Source organism: Paraburkholderia sp. CNPSo 3272 (assembly GCF_024206495.1).
Taxonomy (GTDB): domain Bacteria; phylum Pseudomonadota; class Gammaproteobacteria; order Burkholderiales; family Burkholderiaceae; genus Paraburkholderia.
In genome coordinates, this window is the sequence record NZ_JAMBPQ010000007.1 from 166,262 (window position 1) to 182,148 (window position 15,887).

Annotated in this window: 12 protein-coding genes and 1 other RNA gene; 5 read left to right on the plus strand and 8 right to left on the minus strand. The window is 64.3% G+C overall.

Features of this window, described 5'->3' with window-relative positions; all coding sequences use genetic code 11:
* The first annotated feature begins 72 nt into the window (after nucleotides 1-72).
* Complete coding sequence (locus M3I53_RS11785) at nucleotides 73-1,761, plus strand: FAD-dependent monooxygenase (RefSeq protein WP_254316107.1); 1,689 nt, start codon at nucleotides 73-75, stop codon at nucleotides 1,759-1,761.
* 44 nt (nucleotides 1,762-1,805) lie between these two features.
* Here the strand turns inward: M3I53_RS11785 and M3I53_RS11790 are convergent, their stop codons facing one another.
* From M3I53_RS11790 to M3I53_RS11805, 4 genes are read right to left on the minus strand one after another with little or no spacing between them, the layout of a single operon-like run.
* A complete protein-coding gene (locus M3I53_RS11790; RefSeq protein ID WP_254316108.1) occupies nucleotides 1,806-2,045 on the minus strand; it encodes a formate dehydrogenase subunit delta in 240 nt (79 codons plus the stop codon).
* A gap of 4 nt (nucleotides 2,046-2,049) precedes the next feature.
* Nucleotides 2,050-4,986: a formate dehydrogenase subunit alpha gene (fdhF, locus tag M3I53_RS11795; protein ID WP_254316109.1), complete on the minus strand. Its 2,937-nt coding sequence runs from the start codon at nucleotides 4,984-4,986 to the stop codon at nucleotides 2,050-2,052.
* 13 nt (nucleotides 4,987-4,999) lie between these two features.
* Entirely contained in the window at nucleotides 5,000-6,571 is a 1,572-nt protein-coding gene (locus tag M3I53_RS11800) for an NADH-quinone oxidoreductase subunit NuoF (RefSeq protein WP_254316110.1), read from the minus strand.
* Nucleotides 6,568-7,080 (minus strand): NAD(P)H-dependent oxidoreductase subunit E, encoded by a 513-nt coding sequence (locus tag M3I53_RS11805; protein WP_254316211.1) that lies wholly within the window; start codon nucleotides 7,078-7,080, stop codon nucleotides 6,568-6,570. The genes M3I53_RS11800 and M3I53_RS11805 overlap by 4 nt, the downstream gene beginning before the upstream one ends.
* A gap of 130 nt (nucleotides 7,081-7,210) precedes the next feature.
* On the opposite strand from M3I53_RS11805, the gene M3I53_RS11810 reads away from it, so the two are divergent.
* Both M3I53_RS11810 and M3I53_RS11815 read left to right on the plus strand, forming a co-directional pair.
* Nucleotides 7,211-8,308: a substrate-binding domain-containing protein gene (locus M3I53_RS11810; protein ID WP_254316111.1), complete on the plus strand. Its 1,098-nt coding sequence runs from the start codon at nucleotides 7,211-7,213 to the stop codon at nucleotides 8,306-8,308.
* A 112-nt stretch (nucleotides 8,309-8,420) separates the two neighbouring features.
* Nucleotides 8,421-8,687, plus strand: coding sequence for a hypothetical protein (locus M3I53_RS11815; protein WP_028208188.1), 267 nt, complete (start codon nucleotides 8,421-8,423; stop codon nucleotides 8,685-8,687).
* Nucleotides 8,688-8,883: 196 nt separating this feature from the next.
* Here M3I53_RS11815 and ssrA read toward each other — a convergent pair.
* The 4 genes from ssrA to ompA all read right to left on the minus strand — a co-directional run bounded on the left by ssrA (nucleotide 8,884) and on the right by ompA (nucleotide 11,721).
* Nucleotides 8,884-9,253, minus strand: a transfer-messenger RNA (tmRNA) gene (gene ssrA, locus M3I53_RS11820).
* 102 nt (nucleotides 9,254-9,355) lie between these two features.
* The gene (gph, locus tag M3I53_RS11825) at nucleotides 9,356-10,078 is read right to left on the minus strand and encodes a phosphoglycolate phosphatase (protein ID WP_254316112.1); all 723 of its coding nucleotides are present in this window, start codon (nucleotides 10,076-10,078) and stop codon (nucleotides 9,356-9,358) included.
* An 86-nt stretch (nucleotides 10,079-10,164) separates the two neighbouring features.
* Entirely contained in the window at nucleotides 10,165-10,863 is a 699-nt protein-coding gene (gene ubiG, locus M3I53_RS11830) for a bifunctional 2-polyprenyl-6-hydroxyphenol methylase/3-demethylubiquinol 3-O-methyltransferase UbiG (protein ID WP_254316113.1), read from the minus strand.
* Between the two features lie 213 nt (nucleotides 10,864-11,076).
* Nucleotides 11,077-11,721, minus strand: a complete 645-nt coding sequence (gene ompA / locus M3I53_RS11835) for an outer membrane protein OmpA (protein ID WP_042260999.1) — start codon at nucleotides 11,719-11,721, stop codon at nucleotides 11,077-11,079.
* Nucleotides 11,722-12,284: 563 nt separating this feature from the next.
* On the opposite strand from ompA, the gene gyrA reads away from it, so the two are divergent.
* Nucleotides 12,285-14,894 carry a DNA gyrase subunit A gene (gene gyrA, locus M3I53_RS11840; protein ID WP_254316114.1) on the plus strand — a complete coding sequence of 870 codons (2,610 nt, stop codon included), beginning with the start codon at nucleotides 12,285-12,287 and terminating at the stop codon, nucleotides 14,892-14,894.
* A gap of 197 nt (nucleotides 14,895-15,091) precedes the next feature.
* The gene (locus tag M3I53_RS11845) at nucleotides 15,092-15,697 is read left to right on the plus strand and encodes a DUF2059 domain-containing protein (RefSeq protein ID WP_254316212.1); all 606 of its coding nucleotides are present in this window, start codon (nucleotides 15,092-15,094) and stop codon (nucleotides 15,695-15,697) included.
* Nucleotides 15,698-15,887 lie beyond the last annotated feature (190 nt).

Below are 15,887 nucleotides of genomic sequence, written 5' to 3' on the forward strand. Positions count from 1 at the left end.
GATGCGCTGCCGCGCGACCGGTCCCGGCGCGGGCGATACACTACGTATCGTGTCGAGCGCATGGAGGTCTGCATGGCCGTGGCTTCTTCTCTCGCACCCGTGCTCATCGTGGGTGCGGGACCCACCGGGCTCGCCGCCGCGATGAGTCTTGCGCGCGCGCATATCCCCGTGCGTCTGATCGATCGCGCGCCGCAGCCCGGACGCCACTCGCGGGCGATCGGCATTCAGGCGCGCACACTCGAACTGTTCGAGCAGCATCGCATCGTCGAGCCGTTTCTCGAACTCGGCCACCGCGCGCATATCGCGAATCTCTATTCGAACGGCCAGCGCCGCGCGCGGCTCGACTTCGATCCGCTCTTCACGCGCTATCCCTATCTGCTCTTCATTGAGCAGACGGTTACCGAACGTATCCTCGGCGAGCATCTCGCGACGCTCGGCGTGGAGATCGAGCGCGGCTGCGAACTGCTGGAGTACACCCAGGGGTCGGCCGGCGCGAGCGCGGAAGTGCGCCGGCCGGACGGCCGCGTCGAGTCGGTACGCTGCGCTTACGTGATCGCCGCCGACGGCGCGCACAGTACCGTGCGCCATCGCCTCGACATGAAGTTCGACGGCGAGACGATGGCGCAGTCGTTCCTGCTCGCCGACCTGAGCGCGAGCACGCCCTGGTCCGACGACGAGTTCCACATCTTCGCCTCGGGCGACGGTCTCGCCGCGCTCTTTCCGTTCGGCCACGGCCGGTACCGCCTGATCGCCGATCACAAGGCCATGCTGCCCGCCGCGCCCGAAGGCACGATCCCCGTGCCCACGCTGGAAGAATGCCGCGACATCATCCTGCAGCGCGTGCACCATCCGGTGTCCGTCTCGGACATGAGCTGGGCTTCGTACTTCAGCGTGAACAGCCGCATGGTGCGGCAGTTGCGCGTCGAGCGCACCTTCTTTGCCGGCGACGCCGCGCACGTGCACAGCCCCGCAGGCGCGCAGGGCTTGAACACCGGCATCCAGGAAGCCTTCAATCTGGGTTGGAAGATCGCCCGCGTGCACGCGCGCGGCGCGCCCGAGCGCCTGCTCGACACCTATCACGCGGAGCGTTATCCGATCGAGCGGCTCGTGCTGCAGCAGACGAGCTTCATGACGCAACTCGTGGAGGCCGATCACGGCCCGCTCAAGCTGCTGCGCGAGCGCGTGATGCCGGCGCTCGTCGCGCTCGGGCCGCTGCGCGACGCGGCGCGCCAGGCGGTGAGCGAGCTGTCGATCCAGTATCGCCGCAGCCCGCTCACGCTCGAGCGCGTGCTGGACGGCGGCCCCCGCGCGGGCGAGCGCGCCCCGGACGCCTTCGTGCGCGTGGTGGACGGTCCGCTAGGCAAGGCGCCGGGCAAGGGGCGCATCTTCGATCTCCACGATCCGGCGTGCTTTTCGTTGTTCCTGCTAGTGGAGGGCGACGCCGACGCTGCAGCGGCGAAAAACGGCGCAGAAGTGAGCGCCGCGCTCAAGCGATTTGCCGAAGCCGTCGAGCGGCTGTTTCCGCAGGCGCTGCGGATCTGGTGGATCGCCGATCTCGCCAACGGCGAGACGCCGCTGGCGGGCGAGGGCGCGGCCTCGCTAAGCGAAGCGTACGGGCGCACGCGGCCCGCGTATTATCTGGTGCGGCCCGACGGCTATATCGGCGCGCGGGGGCGTCCCGCGTCGGACCTCAATGCGCTGCTGCGCCACTGCGAGACGTGGTACGCAGCTGCGGGCTTTGGACAGGCGCCGCCGGTCTGAACCGCGCGGCGCCGTGCGTCTCGTGCGACGGGCCGCTGGCCGGCTCAAGCCGCCGCGGGCATCAGCGCCTCGCGATGCTTCGTGAGCGAGGCGAGCACGATCTCCGTGAAGCCCGCTTGCTCGCCTTCGCCATCGAGCGCCGCGAGCAGCGTGCGGCGCATGCGCGGCTCCCAGAACTTGCGGATGTGCTCCGCGATTCCGGTGAGCGCTTCCTCGCGATCGGGCAGCGAGTCGAAGAACATGCCTATCTGGTTCGCCATTTCGATCAAGTGATCCGCTTTCATCGCCTTATTTCCCTGAGGTTGTAAGCGGTTCGCGCTGGCTCAGCAGCTCGAGCTGGATCGTATTGAAGCGCGAGTATTCGCGCTGCCACTCCGAGGGCTGCTGCACGTGGCTGACCTGCACGGCCGTCACCTTGTACTCGGGGCAGTTCGTGGCCCAGTCCGAGGCATCCGTGGTGATGACGTTCGCGCCCGACTCGGGGAAGTGGAACGTCGTATAGACCACGCCCGGCTGCATGCGCGTGCTGACTTGCGCGCGCAGCACTGTATGGCCCGCGCGCGATTCGATGCCCACCCAGTCGCCGTCGCGGATGCCGCGGTCTTCGGCGTCCACCGGGTGGATCTCGAGGCGGTCCTCCTCGTGCCAGCGCGAGTTCTCGGTGCGGCGGGTTTGCGCGCCCACGTTGTACTGCGAGAGGATGCGGCCCGTCGTGAGCAGGAGCGGGAAGCGCCGCGTGACCTTCTCCGGCGAGGCGATGAACTTCGTGATGACGAACTTGCCCTTGCCGCGCACGAACTCGTCGATGTGCATGATCGGCGTGCCTTCGGGCGCTTCTTCGTTGCACGGCCACTGGATGCTGCCCAACTCGTCGAGCTTCTTGTACGAGACGCCGTGGAACGTGGGCGTCAGGCGCGCGATCTCGTCCATGATCTGCGACGGATGCGTGTAGTCCATCTCGTAGCCGAGCGCACGCGAGAGCAGGATCGTCGCTTCCCAGTCCGCGTAGCCGGCAATCGGCGGCATGACCTTGCGCACGCGCGAGATGCGGCGTTCGGCGTTGGTGAACGTGCCGTCCTTTTCGAGGAACGACGAGCCCGGCAGCAGCACGTGCGCGTACTTCGCCGTTTCGTTCAGGAAGATGTCCTGCACGACGATGCATTCCATCGACGAAAGCGCCGCCGCCACGTGCTGCGTGTTCGGGTCGGACTGAACGATGTCCTCGCCCTGGCAGTAGAGGCCCATGAAGGTGCCGTCGAGCGCCGCTTCGAACATGTTCGGAATGCGCAGGCCCGGCTCGCTTTGCAGCGCGACGTTCCAGGCCGCCTCGAACTCGCCGCGCACGGTCGAATCGCCCACGTGACGATAGCCCGGCAGCTCGTGCGGGAACGAACCCATGTCGCACGAACCCTGCACGTTGTTCTGGCCGCGCAGCGGATTCACGCCCACGCCTTCGCGGCCGATGTTGCCCGTGGCCATCGCGAGGTTGGCGATGCCCATCACCATCGTCGAGCCTTGTGCGTGTTCCGTCACGCCGAGGCCGTAGTAGATCGCCGAATTGCCTTGCTGCGCGTAGAGGCGCGCGGCGGCGCGCACCTGCTCGGCCGGCACGCCGGTCACTTCGGCCATCGCTTCGGGCGAGTTTTCCGGCAGCGAGACGAAATCGCGCCATTGCTCGAACGCGCGTGTTTCGCAGCGCTCGGCCACGAACGCTTCGTTGACGAGCCCTTCGGTGACGATTACGTGCGCGATCGAGTTGATCATCGCGACGTTGGTGCCCGGGCGCAGTTGCAGGTGATATTCGGCCTTCACGTGGGCGGTGTCGACGATGTCGATGCGGCGCGGATCGACGACGATCAGCTTCGCGCCCTGACGCACGCGGCGCTTCAGGCGCGAGCCGAACACAGGGTGGCCGTCGGTGGGGTTCGCGCCGATCACGATGATCACGTCGGAGTGATCGACCGAAGCGAAGGTCTGCGTACCCGCCGATTCGCCGAGCGTGGTCTTGAGACCGTAGCCCGTCGGCGAGTGGCAAACGCGCGCGCAGGTATCGACGTTGTTGTTGCCGAACGCGGCGCGCACGAGCTTCTGCACGAGGTACGTTTCCTCGTTCGTACAGCGCGACGACGTGATGCCGCCGATCGAATCGCGCCCGTGCTTCGCCTGGATGCGGCGGAACTCGCTCGCGGCGTAGTTGATCGCTTCTTCCCAGCTCACTTCGCGCCACGGATCGGTGATCTTCGCGCGGATCATCGGCTTCTTGATGCGGTCCTTGTGCGTCGCGTAGCCCCACGCGAAGCGGCCTTTCACGCAGGCGTGGCCTTCGTTCGCCTGGCCGTTCTTGTGCGGCACCATGCGCACGACTTCATTGCCCTTCATCTCGGCCTTGAACGAGCAGCCCACGCCGCAATAGGCGCAGGTCGTCACGACCGAGTGCTCGGCCTGGCCCAGCATCACCACAGTCTTTTCCTGCAGCGTGGCGGTCGGGCAGGCGGCCACGCAGGCGCCGCACGACACGCATTCCGAGTCCATGAACGATTCGCTCGCGCCGGCGGCTACGCGCGATGCGAAGCCGCGACCCGCGATGGTCAGCGCGAACGTGCCTTGCGTCTCTTCACACGCGCGCACGCAACGATTGCAGACGATGCACTTCGACGGGTCGTACGTGAAGTACGGATTCGATTCGTCCTTCGTCTCTTTCAGGTGATTCGCGCCGTCAAAGCCGTAGCGCACTTCGCGCAGGCCCGTCACGCCGGCCATGTCCTGCAGTTCGCAGTCGCCATTGGCGGGGCAGGTGAGGCAGTCGAGCGGGTGATCGGAGATGTACAGCTCCATCACGTTGCGGCGCAGCTTCTGCAACTGGTTGCTTTGCGTGCGCACCTTCATGCCCGCTTCGACGGGTGTCGTGCACGAAGCGGGATAGCCGCGGCGGCCTTCGATTTCCACGAGACACAGGCGGCACGAACCGAACGGTTCGAGCGAGTCGGTGGCGCAGAGTTTGGGCACGTTGATGCCGGCCTCGACGGAGGCGCGCATCACCGACGTGCCGGCCGGCACCGTGACGGACTGGCCGTCGATTTCGAGCGTGACGTCCACGTCGGCGTGGACGAGCGGCGTGCCGAAATCGGTATCGTCGAACGCAGAGCGTTGCTTCTTTGCCTGGGACTTGCAGGCGCAGTTGCCGGAACCGCAACCACCGGCTTGGGACATGAGCGTGTCGGACATGGTGGTTCCTCGTTCAGGCGGCCGCCGGTTGTTGGCCTGCGTGTTGGGCGACGGGTTCGAGACCGAAATCTTCAGGGAAATGGTTGAGTGCGGAGATCACGGGGTAGGGCGTCATGCCGCCCATCGCGCATAGCGAGCCGGACACCATCGTGTCGCACAGGTCGCGCAGCAGGGTGACCTGCTTTTCGGACGTGTCGCCCTTGCGGATCTTCGCGATCACCTCGACGCCGCGCGTCGAGCCGATGCGGCACGGCGTGCACTTGCCGCACGATTCGAGCGTGCAGAACTCCATGGCGTACTGGGCGAGTTCGGCGAGGTTCGACGTGTCGTCGTGCACGACGAGGCCGCCGTGACCTACGACCGCGCCAACCGCCGCATACGCTTCGTAGTCCATGGGAATGTCCCACTGGCTCTCCGGCAGATAGGTGCCGAGCGGGCCGCCCACCTGCACGGCGCGTGCCGGACGGCCGCTGGCGGTGCCGCCGCCGTAGTCGACCATCAGCTCGCGCAACGTCACGCCGAACGCAAGTTCCACGAGCCCACCGCGCGCGATGTTGCCCGCGAGCTGGAACGGCAGCGTGCCGCGCGAGCGGCCCATGCCGAAGTCCTTGTAGTACGCCGCGCCCTTGGCAAAGATGATGGGCACCGTGGCGAGCGTGATGACGTTGTTGATGACCGTGGGCTTGCCGTAGAGGCCGGCGAGCGCGGGCAGCGGCGGCTTGGCGCGCACGATGCCGCGCTTGCCCTCGAGCGACTCGAGCAGCGCCGTTTCCTCGCCGCATACGTAAGCGCCCGCACCCTTGGCCACGAACAGTTCGAAGCGCTTGCCGCTGCCGAGCACGTCGTCGCCGAGCCAGCCGGCAGCGCGTGCACGGCGGATGGCTTCTTCGAGCGCTTCGATCGAATGCGGATACTCGCTGCGCACGTAGATATGGCCCACGGTCGCGCCCACCGCGATGCCCGCGATCGTCATGCCCTCGATCAGCACGTACGGATCGCTTTCCATGACGAGGCGGTCGGAGAACGTGCCAGAGTCGCCTTCGTCGGCATTGCAGACGATGTACTTCTGGTCGGCTTGCGCATTGGCGACCGTGCGCCACTTGATGCCCGCCGGGAACGCCGCGCCGCCGCGGCCACGCAGGCCCGACTCGACGAGCGCTTCGCAGATAGCGGCGCCGGTCATCTTCAACGCATTGCGCAATCCTTCGAGGCCGCCGTGGGCGGCGTAGTCGTCGGTGGAGAGCGGGTCGGTGATACCGATGCGGGCGAACGTGAGGCGCTGCTGCTTGCGCAGATACGGGATCTGTTCGACGAGGCCGACGCTGCGTGCGTGCTGGCCGCCTTGCAGGAAGCCGGCGTCGAAGAGTGCGCCGACTTCATCAGGTTCGACGTTCGCATAGCCGACGCGGCCGTCGGGCGTTTGAACTTCGACGAGCGGTTCCAGATAGAGCAGGCCGCGCGAGCCGTTGCGCACGAGCTCGATGCTCGCGCCGCGCGCTGCGGCTTCGCGTTCGATGGCTTCGGCGATGGCGTCCGCGCCGAGCGCGAGGGCGGAGGAGTCACGAGGAACGTAGATGCGTGTCATGCGGCCTCCTCGGTGCGAACGGTCGCGAGCGCGGCAGCGTAGAGTTTGTCGAACTTCTGCGGGGTCACTTTTGCGTGCAACGTGCCGTTAATCATCATGGCGGGCGAGAGCGCACATTGGCCGAGGCAATAGACGGACTCCAGCGCGACCGGGCCTTCATGCGTGTGCGCATGTTCGCCGTCGTGGCCGTGCTGTCCGAACCGGCAGCCGGTATGCGCCTCGACGTGCTGCGCGAGCGCCTCGCTGCCCATGCTGCGGCAGGCCTCGGCGCGGCACAGCTGGACCGTGACCGGCGCGGGCGGCGCAGTGCGGAAATGGTGATAGTAGGTGATCACGCCGTGGACCTCGGCGCGCGAAAGATTCAGCGCCTTCGAGAGCGGCACGACCGTGGCCGGCGGCACGAAGCCGACTTCGTCCTGGATCGCATGCAGGATCGCAAGCAGCGTGCGGCCTGGTTGCGCGTGACGCAGGACGAGATCGTCCGGCGCGCTAACAGTTGTCTCGTCCATCATGGGGCTTCTCCTGGGCATATATGCACTTGTTATTCATAAAGTGTGCATCTATGCTGCGGTTGTCTTGTGGTCTGACCGAACAATAGGCCCGTGGAAAGGCAGACGCAATAGGAAGGAAAATTTCATAATGATCAAGGTCGAGTGCCAGGCACAGCTAGTCGTGCGCGACGCGGAAGGCCGCGAGGCAAGCCTGACGGACGTTGTGCCGTTGCTTGCGCTCGTCGCCGAAGAAGGAAGCATTGCGCAGGCGGCGCAGCGTAAGGGTTTGTCCTATCGCCATGCGTGGGGCGTTTTGCGTGAAGTGGAGGAGCGCCTGGGGGGCGCGTTGATCGCGAAAGCGCGTGGCCGCGGCTCCGTGCTCTCCGAACTGGGCGAGGCCGTGCTGCGCTCGCAGCGCCTGTGCGGGGAGCGGCTGCAGGGCAACCTCGAGGCGCTGGCTAGTGAAGTGGCGAGCGACCTGAACCGCTGGCTCGCGCCCGATGCGCAAGATCTGCGCATCCATGCTTCGCACGGTTACGCGGTGGCGGCGCTCGTGACGGCGTTGGTGGCCGACCAGGTGCCCGTGGAGATCAAATACCGCGACAGCGTGGATGCGATCACGGCGCTTGCGCGCGGTGAATGCGATCTCGCGGGTTTTCACCTCCCGCGCGGCGATTTTCGGGCCGCTTGTGCCAACGCCTACCGCAGCTGGCTCGATCCACAGCGGCACGTGCTCATCCATCTCACGCAGCGCAAGCAGGGACTCTTTGTCGGTCGCGGCAACCCGAAGCAGGTCACGGGTCTCGCCGACCTCGCGCGCGGCGATATCCGCTTCGTGAACCGGCAGCCGGGCTCGGGCACGCGCCTGCTGATCGATCTGCTGCTCACGCGCATTGGCGTCGATCCCGAGCGCGTGAACGGCTACGCGTCGTCGGAGCTCACGCATTCGGCCATCGCCGCGTTCGTGGCGAGCGGGATGGCCGACGTGGGCTTCGGCGTCGCGCCGGCTGCGCATCACTTCGGGCTTGATTTCATTGAAATTGCCGACGAAGACTACTATTTCGCGTGCGATCGCGGGCATCTCACGCACGAGCCGCTGGCGACCGTACTGGGTCTGCTGCGCGGCGCAGGGTTCCGTGCGTCCGTTGCGCAATTGGAGGGATACGATCCGGCGTCGTGCGGCGACGTAGTGGAACTCGAAGCGGCATGGGGCGGGACGCGTGAGGGCGATGCGCAGGCGTTGTAATAGAAGGCAACGGATTCGCCAGACTACGCTGCAGACTGGGGCGCTTTTTGTGATACTTTCAGTTTGTATCCGCTCTCACGTTTCAGATGCGCGCCCGCCGCGCCGATCGACCATGAAATTTGTCCTCAAAGTTGGTGCTGCTGCCGCTACGGCGGCAGCGTTGTTGGCTACATTCAACGTTGCGTTTGCGCAGAACTCGCCGGGCGTGCCTGGTGGCATTCTGAGCGATCAGTTCAAGTTCAACGAGCACCCACAGATGCAGTTCGCGGCTTCGGCGCCGTCGGCCAAGTATCAACATGGCAAGCCCACTGCCGCCCGCAAGCGTGGCGATCTGGGTGATCAGAACGGCTGTAATCTGCAGTGCCCGCAGGACAATTGACGATCTGGAGGCGCGCGCGAAAGTAGCGCCGCCGGTGGCATGAAGAAAAAACTCGCGAGGCCCGAAGGGGCTGTCGCGAGTTTTTTGTATGCGCTTTGGCGGGATGGTGAGCGTAAGGACCGTGGCAAGCAAAAAGCCCCGACCGCCTTGCGGCGCCGGGGCTCGAGTCCGTTCGTCGTGGACGAAAGGAGATATCTGGTGGAGCCGGCGGGAATCGAACCCGCGTCCAGAAGCAGTCCATAACCAGTTCTACATGCGTAGTTCTGTCATTTGATTTAACCGCAGCGACGCGGACGAACACGCTGCGCTACGGCGATTCACTAGATTTTCGACCTTGGCGTCGTGACGCCACCAAGGCTTAACTGACGTAAATGACCTCTGGCGGTATTGCTACCGGTCTTGCGACGCTAGCCCGTCAGTGAGCCAGGCAGAGGACGGCGGCCCTTAGGCTGCCAGTGCGAACGTATCGTCGTTTGCAGTTACGTTTTTCCCATTGATTAACGAGGTGACGGGTCCTCGGCATGCCCTGATTACTTCATAACCCCTGTCGAAACCAGGTCGGCCCCAGAGGAAAAAACATTATCCCATAGTTCGCCATATGAGGCGAACCGCGCCGGGTTCAAGGACGCACGGGACTCTTCGCGATCAAAAGCCGCTTTTACGTCGCCTCAGGCCGGCTTGCCGATGTGCTGAAGCAGGGCGAACAGCGTCGCCGTGGTGGCGGCGACATATTGCGCGTTCCACTGCGAGGGCGGTACGTCGTTGCCGCAGTAGCCGTAGGCGGCGGCGATCGTCGCCATGCCCGCCGCGGCGCCCGCCTGCACGTCGCGCAGATCGTCGCCGACATAGACCACGCGCTGCGGCGCAATGTCGAGCGCCTCGGCCGCGTGCAGCAAGGGCGCCGGATGCGGCTTGGAATAGGGCGTCGTGTCGCCGCTCACCACGCAGCTTGCGCGCGTGTCCAGGTGCATCAGCTTCACGAGCGGCTCGGTGAGACGGGCGACCTTGTTGGTCACGATGCCCCAGCGCACGCCGCGGGCGTCGAGGTCGTCGAGCACCGCATCGATGCCCGCGAAGAGCGCCGTCTCGATGCGTAGATTCGCCTCATAGTTGGCGAGGAACTCCTCACGCATTGCGGCGAACTTGCGATCGTCGGGGCCGATCCCGAACGCGCCGCCAATCAGGCCGCGCGCGCCCGCCGATGCGAGCGGACGCAGCTTCTCGAGCGGCGTGGGCGCGAGGCCGCGCGCGTGGCGCATCTGGTTGACGGCGGCGGCGAGGTCGGGGGCCGTATCGGCGAGCGTGCCGTCGAAGTCGAACAGCACGGCGTCGCATGCGGCAAGCGCTGCAGCGCTGTCTGCGGCAGGTTGGGCGTTCGTGGGTGAGTTCATGTCTGGAAGCGATGGCGCGGCGCGCCGGTGTGCAGGAAGTGCCGCCGGAGCAGGGGAAACCGGCGGCACCGCTCGCGCTAACGCCGTCAGGCGCCGCGCCGGCAGGCGATCATGTAATTGACGCTGGAGTCGTTCGAAAGCGCGAAGTGCCGCGTGAGCGGGTTATACGTGATGCCTTTGATCTCGGCGACGTGCATGCCGGCGTCGCGCACGAACGCGGCAAGCTCCGAGGGGCGGATGAAGCGCGCGTAGTCGTGCGTGCCCTTGGGCAGCATCTGGGCGATGTATTCCGCGCCGATCACGGCGAGAAGATACGACTTCACGTTGCGATTGAGCGTCGAAAAGAATACCCAGCCGCCAGGCTTCACGAGCGTCGCGCAGGCCTTCACGACCTCGGCGGGCTGCGGCACGTGTTCGAGCATTTCCATGCAGGTCACGACGTCGAACGATGCAGGTTCGCGCGCGGCGATCGCTTCGGCCGCGATCAGCTCGTAGTCCACCGTCACGCCGCTCTCGAGGCTATGCAGGTCGGCCACGCCGAGCGCCTCGCGCGACAGGTCGATGCCTTTTACGGTCGCGCCAAGCCCCGCCATCGATTCGGAGAGGATGCCGCCACCGCAGCCGATGTCGAGGACACGCTTGGACGATAGATGCGCATGGCTGTCTATCCAGCCCAGGCGAATGGGGTTGAGTTCGTGCAGCGGCTTGAATTCGGCATTCGGGTCCCACCAGCGATGAGCGAGATCGCTGAATTTTTGCAGCTCGTGGGGATCGGCATTCGTCATGTCGTGGCGGCCTGAAGCGCGGTGCGGGTCGGAAAGAATAAGCCCCGAGTATACAGGCGGGTGCACAGGGCAGCAAAATGCCGCACCTTGCCCTCAGGCTTTCCGCAACGATGACGCCGCGCGGAGACAGGCGAAATGAAAGAAGGATAAACGGGCGATAAAAAAAGCCCCGCCGAAGCGGGGCTTTTGAGACTTGCGGTCGAGAGCTCGCGATTACTGCTTTTGCGTGCCGACGACTTCGACTTCCACGCGACGGTCCGGTGCGAGGCAGGCGATGAGAGCCTTGCGGTTCTTCTGGTTGCAGCCCGTCGTAACCGGGTTGCGCTTGCCCTTGCCTTCCGTGTAGATACGCTCTGCCGGAACGCCCTTGCTGACCAGGTACGACTTGACGGCTTGCGCACGGCGCAGCGACAGGCGGTCGTTGTAGGCAACCGAGCCGATACGGTCGGTGTAGCCCGTCGCGACGACGACTTCGAGGTTCAGAGCCTGGATCTTGCTTGCCAGGTCGTCCAGCTTTTCCTTGCCAGCCGGCTTCAGGATGGCCTTGTCGAAGTCGAACAGGGCGTCAGCCTGGTACGTGATCTTCTGGCTGGTGATGGCCGGCGGCGGCGGAGCGACCGGCGGCTGCGGTGCCTGGGCGACCAGGGCGCCGTCGCACTTGGCGTTGGCGGTGGCCGGCGTCCAGAATGCATCGCGCCAGCAAAGCTCGTTCGTGCCGTTCATCCACACGTATTCGCCGGTGCCATTCACCCAGTTGTCATTGACGGCTTGTCGCGACGCCGGCACCGATTGTGCCTGAGCGGATGCAGCCACAACTGCGGTAGCTGCAATGAACGCGAGCTTTGAAAGTTTATTCATATTTCTCCTCTCGAAATTGAGATTACCGCAGGTTTACTGCGAGCCATGTGACGAAGACAAGTCATACATTGCTCGAAGTATAACATTGGCAAGTTGTGGGGAACGCTTTGCGTTGTGTAGACTTCGAGCAGTGTCTAACTTTGTGCGTTGGCATTTTGCCATATCGTTCCCCTCCGACGATAAAAAAAGTCCGCCCCTTTCACTGCTGCTGGTCGAACGTGGTACGCCCGCAACAAAAAAGTTCCCTTGATTTTACCTGGTATTGCGCCTGGGTAGCGCAAGCGTCACACATTGTCATCCAAATCGGTGGCGATGCATCTGATTCCGGTTCGCACTGCGGCGTTTGCGCCACGCTCAAGGCGCTTTTAAGCCCTTCGGCTTCATCCCTCTAATAGGTATACGCACGCCGCGGGCGAGGATGTCGTGCATGGTAGAATCGCGTGATGCGCTGCGTCCGCGGCGTCCATGCGACAGCTGGGCGTCCCGCGGTGACTGCGGCGACCTCCGCTCTTCCAGTTGGGGCGAGCCGCTAGCACACCGCGTGCCCAAATAAGACATCGATAATGGATCAATTCGCCAAAGAGACTCTGCCAATCTCCCTCGAGGAGGAAATGCGCCGCTCGTATCTCGATTACGCGATGAGCGTAATCGTCGGGCGAGCACTTCCGGATGTTCGTGACGGCCTGAAGCCTGTCCACCGGCGCGTGCTATACGCAATGCACGAGCTGAATAACGACTGGAACCGCGCTTACAAGAAGTCGGCGCGTATCGTCGGCGACGTCATCGGTAAATACCACCCTCACGGCGACACGGCTGTCTACGACACGATCGTGCGGATGGCGCAGAACTTCTCCCTGCGCTACATGCTGGTAGACGGCCAGGGTAACTTCGGCTCCATCGACGGCGACAACGCCGCCGCCATGCGATACACCGAAATCCGCATGGCGAAGATCGGCCACGAGCTGCTGGCCGACATCGACAAGGAAACCGTCGATTTCGGGCCGAACTACGACGGCAGCGAGAGCGAGCCACAGATCCTGCCCGCGCGCATTCCGAACCTCCTCATCAACGGTTCGTCGGGTATCGCGGTCGGCATGGCCACGAACATTCCGCCGCACAATCTCAATGAAGTCGTCGACGCTTGCCAGCATCTGCTGAAGACCCCGCAGGCAACGATCGACGAGCTGATCGAGATCATTCCCGCGCCCGATTTCCCGACCGCCGGCATTATTTATGGCGTCGCCGGCGTGCGCGACGGCTATCGCACCGGCCGCGGCCGCGTCGTGATGCGCGCGGCCACGCACTTCGAGGAAATCGATCGAGGCCAGCGCATGGCGATCATCGTCGACGAGCTGCCGTATCAGGTGAACAAGCGTTCGTTGCTCGAACGCATCGCCGAGCTCGTCAACGAGAAGAAGCTCGAAGGCATCTCCGATATTCGCGACGAATCCGACAAGAGCGGCATGCGTGTCGTGATCGAGCTCAAGCGCGGCGAAGTGCCCGAGGTCATCCTCAACAATCTGTACAAGGCGACGCAGCTGCAGGACACGTTCGGCATGAACATGGTCGCGCTGGTGGACAACCAGCCGAAGCTGCTGAACCTGAAGGAAATGCTCGAGCATTTCCTCTCGCACCGCCGCGAAGTGCTCACGCGCCGCACGGTGTACGAACTGCGTAAGGCGCGCGAACGCGGCCACGTGCTAGAAGGTCTCGCCGTTGCGCTCGCGAACATCGACGATTTCATCGAGCTCATCAAGGCCGCGCCGACCCCGCCCATCGCGAAGCAGGAGTTGATGAACCGCTCGTGGGATTCGTCGCTCGTGCGCGAGATGCTCACGCGCGCGGAGCAGGACAATGCCGCGGCGGGCGGGCGCGAAGCCTACCGTCCGGAAGGGCTGAACCCGCAATATGGTATGCAGTCCGACGGGCTCTACCGTCTGTCCGACACGCAGGCGCAGGAAATCCTGCAAATGCGCCTCCAGCGCCTGACCGGCCTGGAGCAGGACAAGATCATCGGCGAGTACCGCGAAGTGATGGCGCAGATCGCCGACCTGCTCGACATCCTTGCGCGCCCCGAACGCGTAACTGTCATGATCTCCGACGAACTCACCTCGATCAAAAGCGAATTCGGCGACGCCCGCCGCTCGAAGATCGAGATGAACGCCACGGAGCTCAACACCGAAGACCTGATCACGCCGCAGGACATGGTCGTGACCATGTCGCACGCCGGCTATGTGAAATCGCAGCCGTTGTCGGAATATCGCGCCCAGAAGCGCGGAGGTCGCGGCAAGCAGGCGACCTCGATGAAGGACGACGACTGGATCGACACGCTCTTCATCGCCAACACGCACGATCACATCCTGTGCTTCTCGAATCGCGGTCGCGTGTATTGGGTGAAGGTATATGAAGTGCCGCAGGGTTCGCGCAACTCGCGCGGCCGTCCGATCGTCAACATGTTCCCGCTGCAGGACGGCGAGAAGATCACGGTCGTGCTGCCGGTCAAGGAGTTCTCGGCTGACAAGTTCGTTTTCATGGCCACGGCGCTGGGCACGGTAAAGAAGACGCCGCTCGAAGCCTTTAGCCGCCCGTTGCGCAAGGGTATTATTGCGGTCGGCCTCGACGACGGCGACTACCTGATCGGCGCTGCGATCACCGACGGCGAACACGACGTGATGCTGTTCTCCGACGCCGGCAAGGCAGTGCGCTTCGACGAGAACGACGTGCGCCCGATGGGCCGCGAAGCGCGCGGCGTGCGCGGCATGCAGCTCGAAGACAATCAGCAGGTCATCGCGCTCCTCGTGGCGGGCGACGAGCAGCAGTCGGTGCTCACCGCGACCGAGAACGGCTATGGCAAGCGCACCCCGATCACGGAGTACACGCGCCACGGCCGCGGCACGAAGGGCATGATCGCAATCCAGACCTCGGAGCGCAACGGCAAGGTGGTTGCGGCCACACTCGTCGACTCCGAAGCACAGATCATGTTGATCACCACAACGGGCGTCTTGATTCGCACCCGCGTGTCGGAAATTCGCGAAATGGGCCGTGCAACGCAAGGTGTTACACTCATCAGCCTTGACGAAGGTACGAAGCTTTCCGGACTGCAGCAGGTCGCCGAAGCGGACGCAGAAGTGGACGCCGAAGGTGAGGGCGAACCGGGCGAAGGCGAAGAGTGATGCGTTGTCCGGGGCCCGCAGAAGCGTGTTCAATCGATGCGCTTACGCGGGCTTTAAGTTGGGTTTCAGCGAACCTTGTTAGTGTCAGCGAAATGAATGGTGTGCCGGGCGGACCGGTGAGCGGGCGCAGAACGCAATGCGGCGCCCCGCAGTCTGCGCGGCAGCGCAAATCGATTAATTTCTCAAAGGGAGTAATGATGCAAAAACGATTCAAGCAGGTGATGTTGCTGGCCGCTCTCGTGCCGACGTTTGCCATGGCTCAGGCGCTCCAGAACCAGGCGCCCGCCCAGGCACCGGCAGCGGCTGCAGCACCCGTCGATCCGGCCAAGCAAGCCGCGATCAAGGACCTGCTCGACGCAATCGATGCACAGAAGCTCGTCGGCGCAATCGGCAACAGCGCCCAGATGCAAGCCAAGCAGCTCGTCCCGGCGATCCTGTCGGACGCGCTCTCGGAAAACAAGACGATGACGGACAAGCAAAAGCAGGCTGCCGTGCCGTCGCTGCAGAAGAACGCCGTGCCGAAGCTGGTTGACTCGGCGGGCCAGGTCTTCGCGACCGACTCGTTCAAGACCGACGCCATGCAAGCCCAGTACGACGCCTATGCCAAGTACTACAGCACGCAGGAAATCAAGGACCTGACCACGTTCTACCGCAGCCCGACGGGCCGCAAGTTCATTCAGGTGCAAGATCAGGTTGGCCGCGACGTCGTGAACAGCCTGATGCAGAAGTACATGCCGCAGTCGATCAAGGCGACGCGTGACCAGGCCGACAAGGAAGTCGCTTCGGTGAAGATGAGCAAGTAAGCCGCCTGCTCCGCAGCCACGATGTAAGGGCAGCGGGGCCGGATCGGCCGCATAGACCGGGTAGCCCAGCGCCACGCTGTGCGTGGCGGGTTCCCGGCGACAATGCGATAATGGCCGTTTGCGCGATGAGCGCAAGCGGCCATTTTCTTTTTCTGGCGTGTTTTCCGGCGTTTGCCACAGCGCCTGCCTC

Excerpts from the sequence above, each read along its gene's own strand:
- M3I53_RS11785 (WP_254316107.1), top strand. The coding sequence starts at position 73 with ATGGCCGTGGCTTCTTCTCTCGCACCCGTGCTCATCGTGGGTGCGGGA.
- M3I53_RS11790 (WP_254316108.1), bottom strand. The coding sequence starts at position 2,045 with ATGAAAGCGGATCACTTGATCGAAATGGCGAACCAGATAGGCATGTTC.
- fdhF (WP_254316109.1), bottom strand. The coding sequence starts at position 4,986 with ATGTCCGACACGCTCATGTCCCAAGCCGGTGGTTGCGGTTCCGGCAAC.
- M3I53_RS11800 (WP_254316110.1), bottom strand. The coding sequence starts at position 6,571 with ATGACACGCATCTACGTTCCTCGTGACTCCTCCGCCCTCGCGCTCGGC.
- M3I53_RS11805 (WP_254316211.1), bottom strand. The coding sequence starts at position 7,080 with ATGGACGAGACAACTGTTAGCGCGCCGGACGATCTCGTCCTGCGTCAC.
- M3I53_RS11810 (WP_254316111.1), top strand. The coding sequence starts at position 7,211 with ATGATCAAGGTCGAGTGCCAGGCACAGCTAGTCGTGCGCGACGCGGAA.
- M3I53_RS11815 (WP_028208188.1), top strand. The coding sequence starts at position 8,421 with ATGAAATTTGTCCTCAAAGTTGGTGCTGCTGCCGCTACGGCGGCAGCG.
- gph (WP_254316112.1), bottom strand. The coding sequence starts at position 10,078 with ATGAACTCACCCACGAACGCCCAACCTGCCGCAGACAGCGCTGCAGCG.
- ubiG (WP_254316113.1), bottom strand. The coding sequence starts at position 10,863 with ATGACGAATGCCGATCCCCACGAGCTGCAAAAATTCAGCGATCTCGCT.
- ompA (WP_042260999.1), bottom strand. The coding sequence starts at position 11,721 with ATGAATAAACTTTCAAAGCTCGCGTTCATTGCAGCTACCGCAGTTGTG.
- gyrA (WP_254316114.1), top strand. The coding sequence starts at position 12,285 with ATGGATCAATTCGCCAAAGAGACTCTGCCAATCTCCCTCGAGGAGGAA.
- M3I53_RS11845 (WP_254316212.1), top strand. The coding sequence starts at position 15,092 with ATGCAAAAACGATTCAAGCAGGTGATGTTGCTGGCCGCTCTCGTGCCG.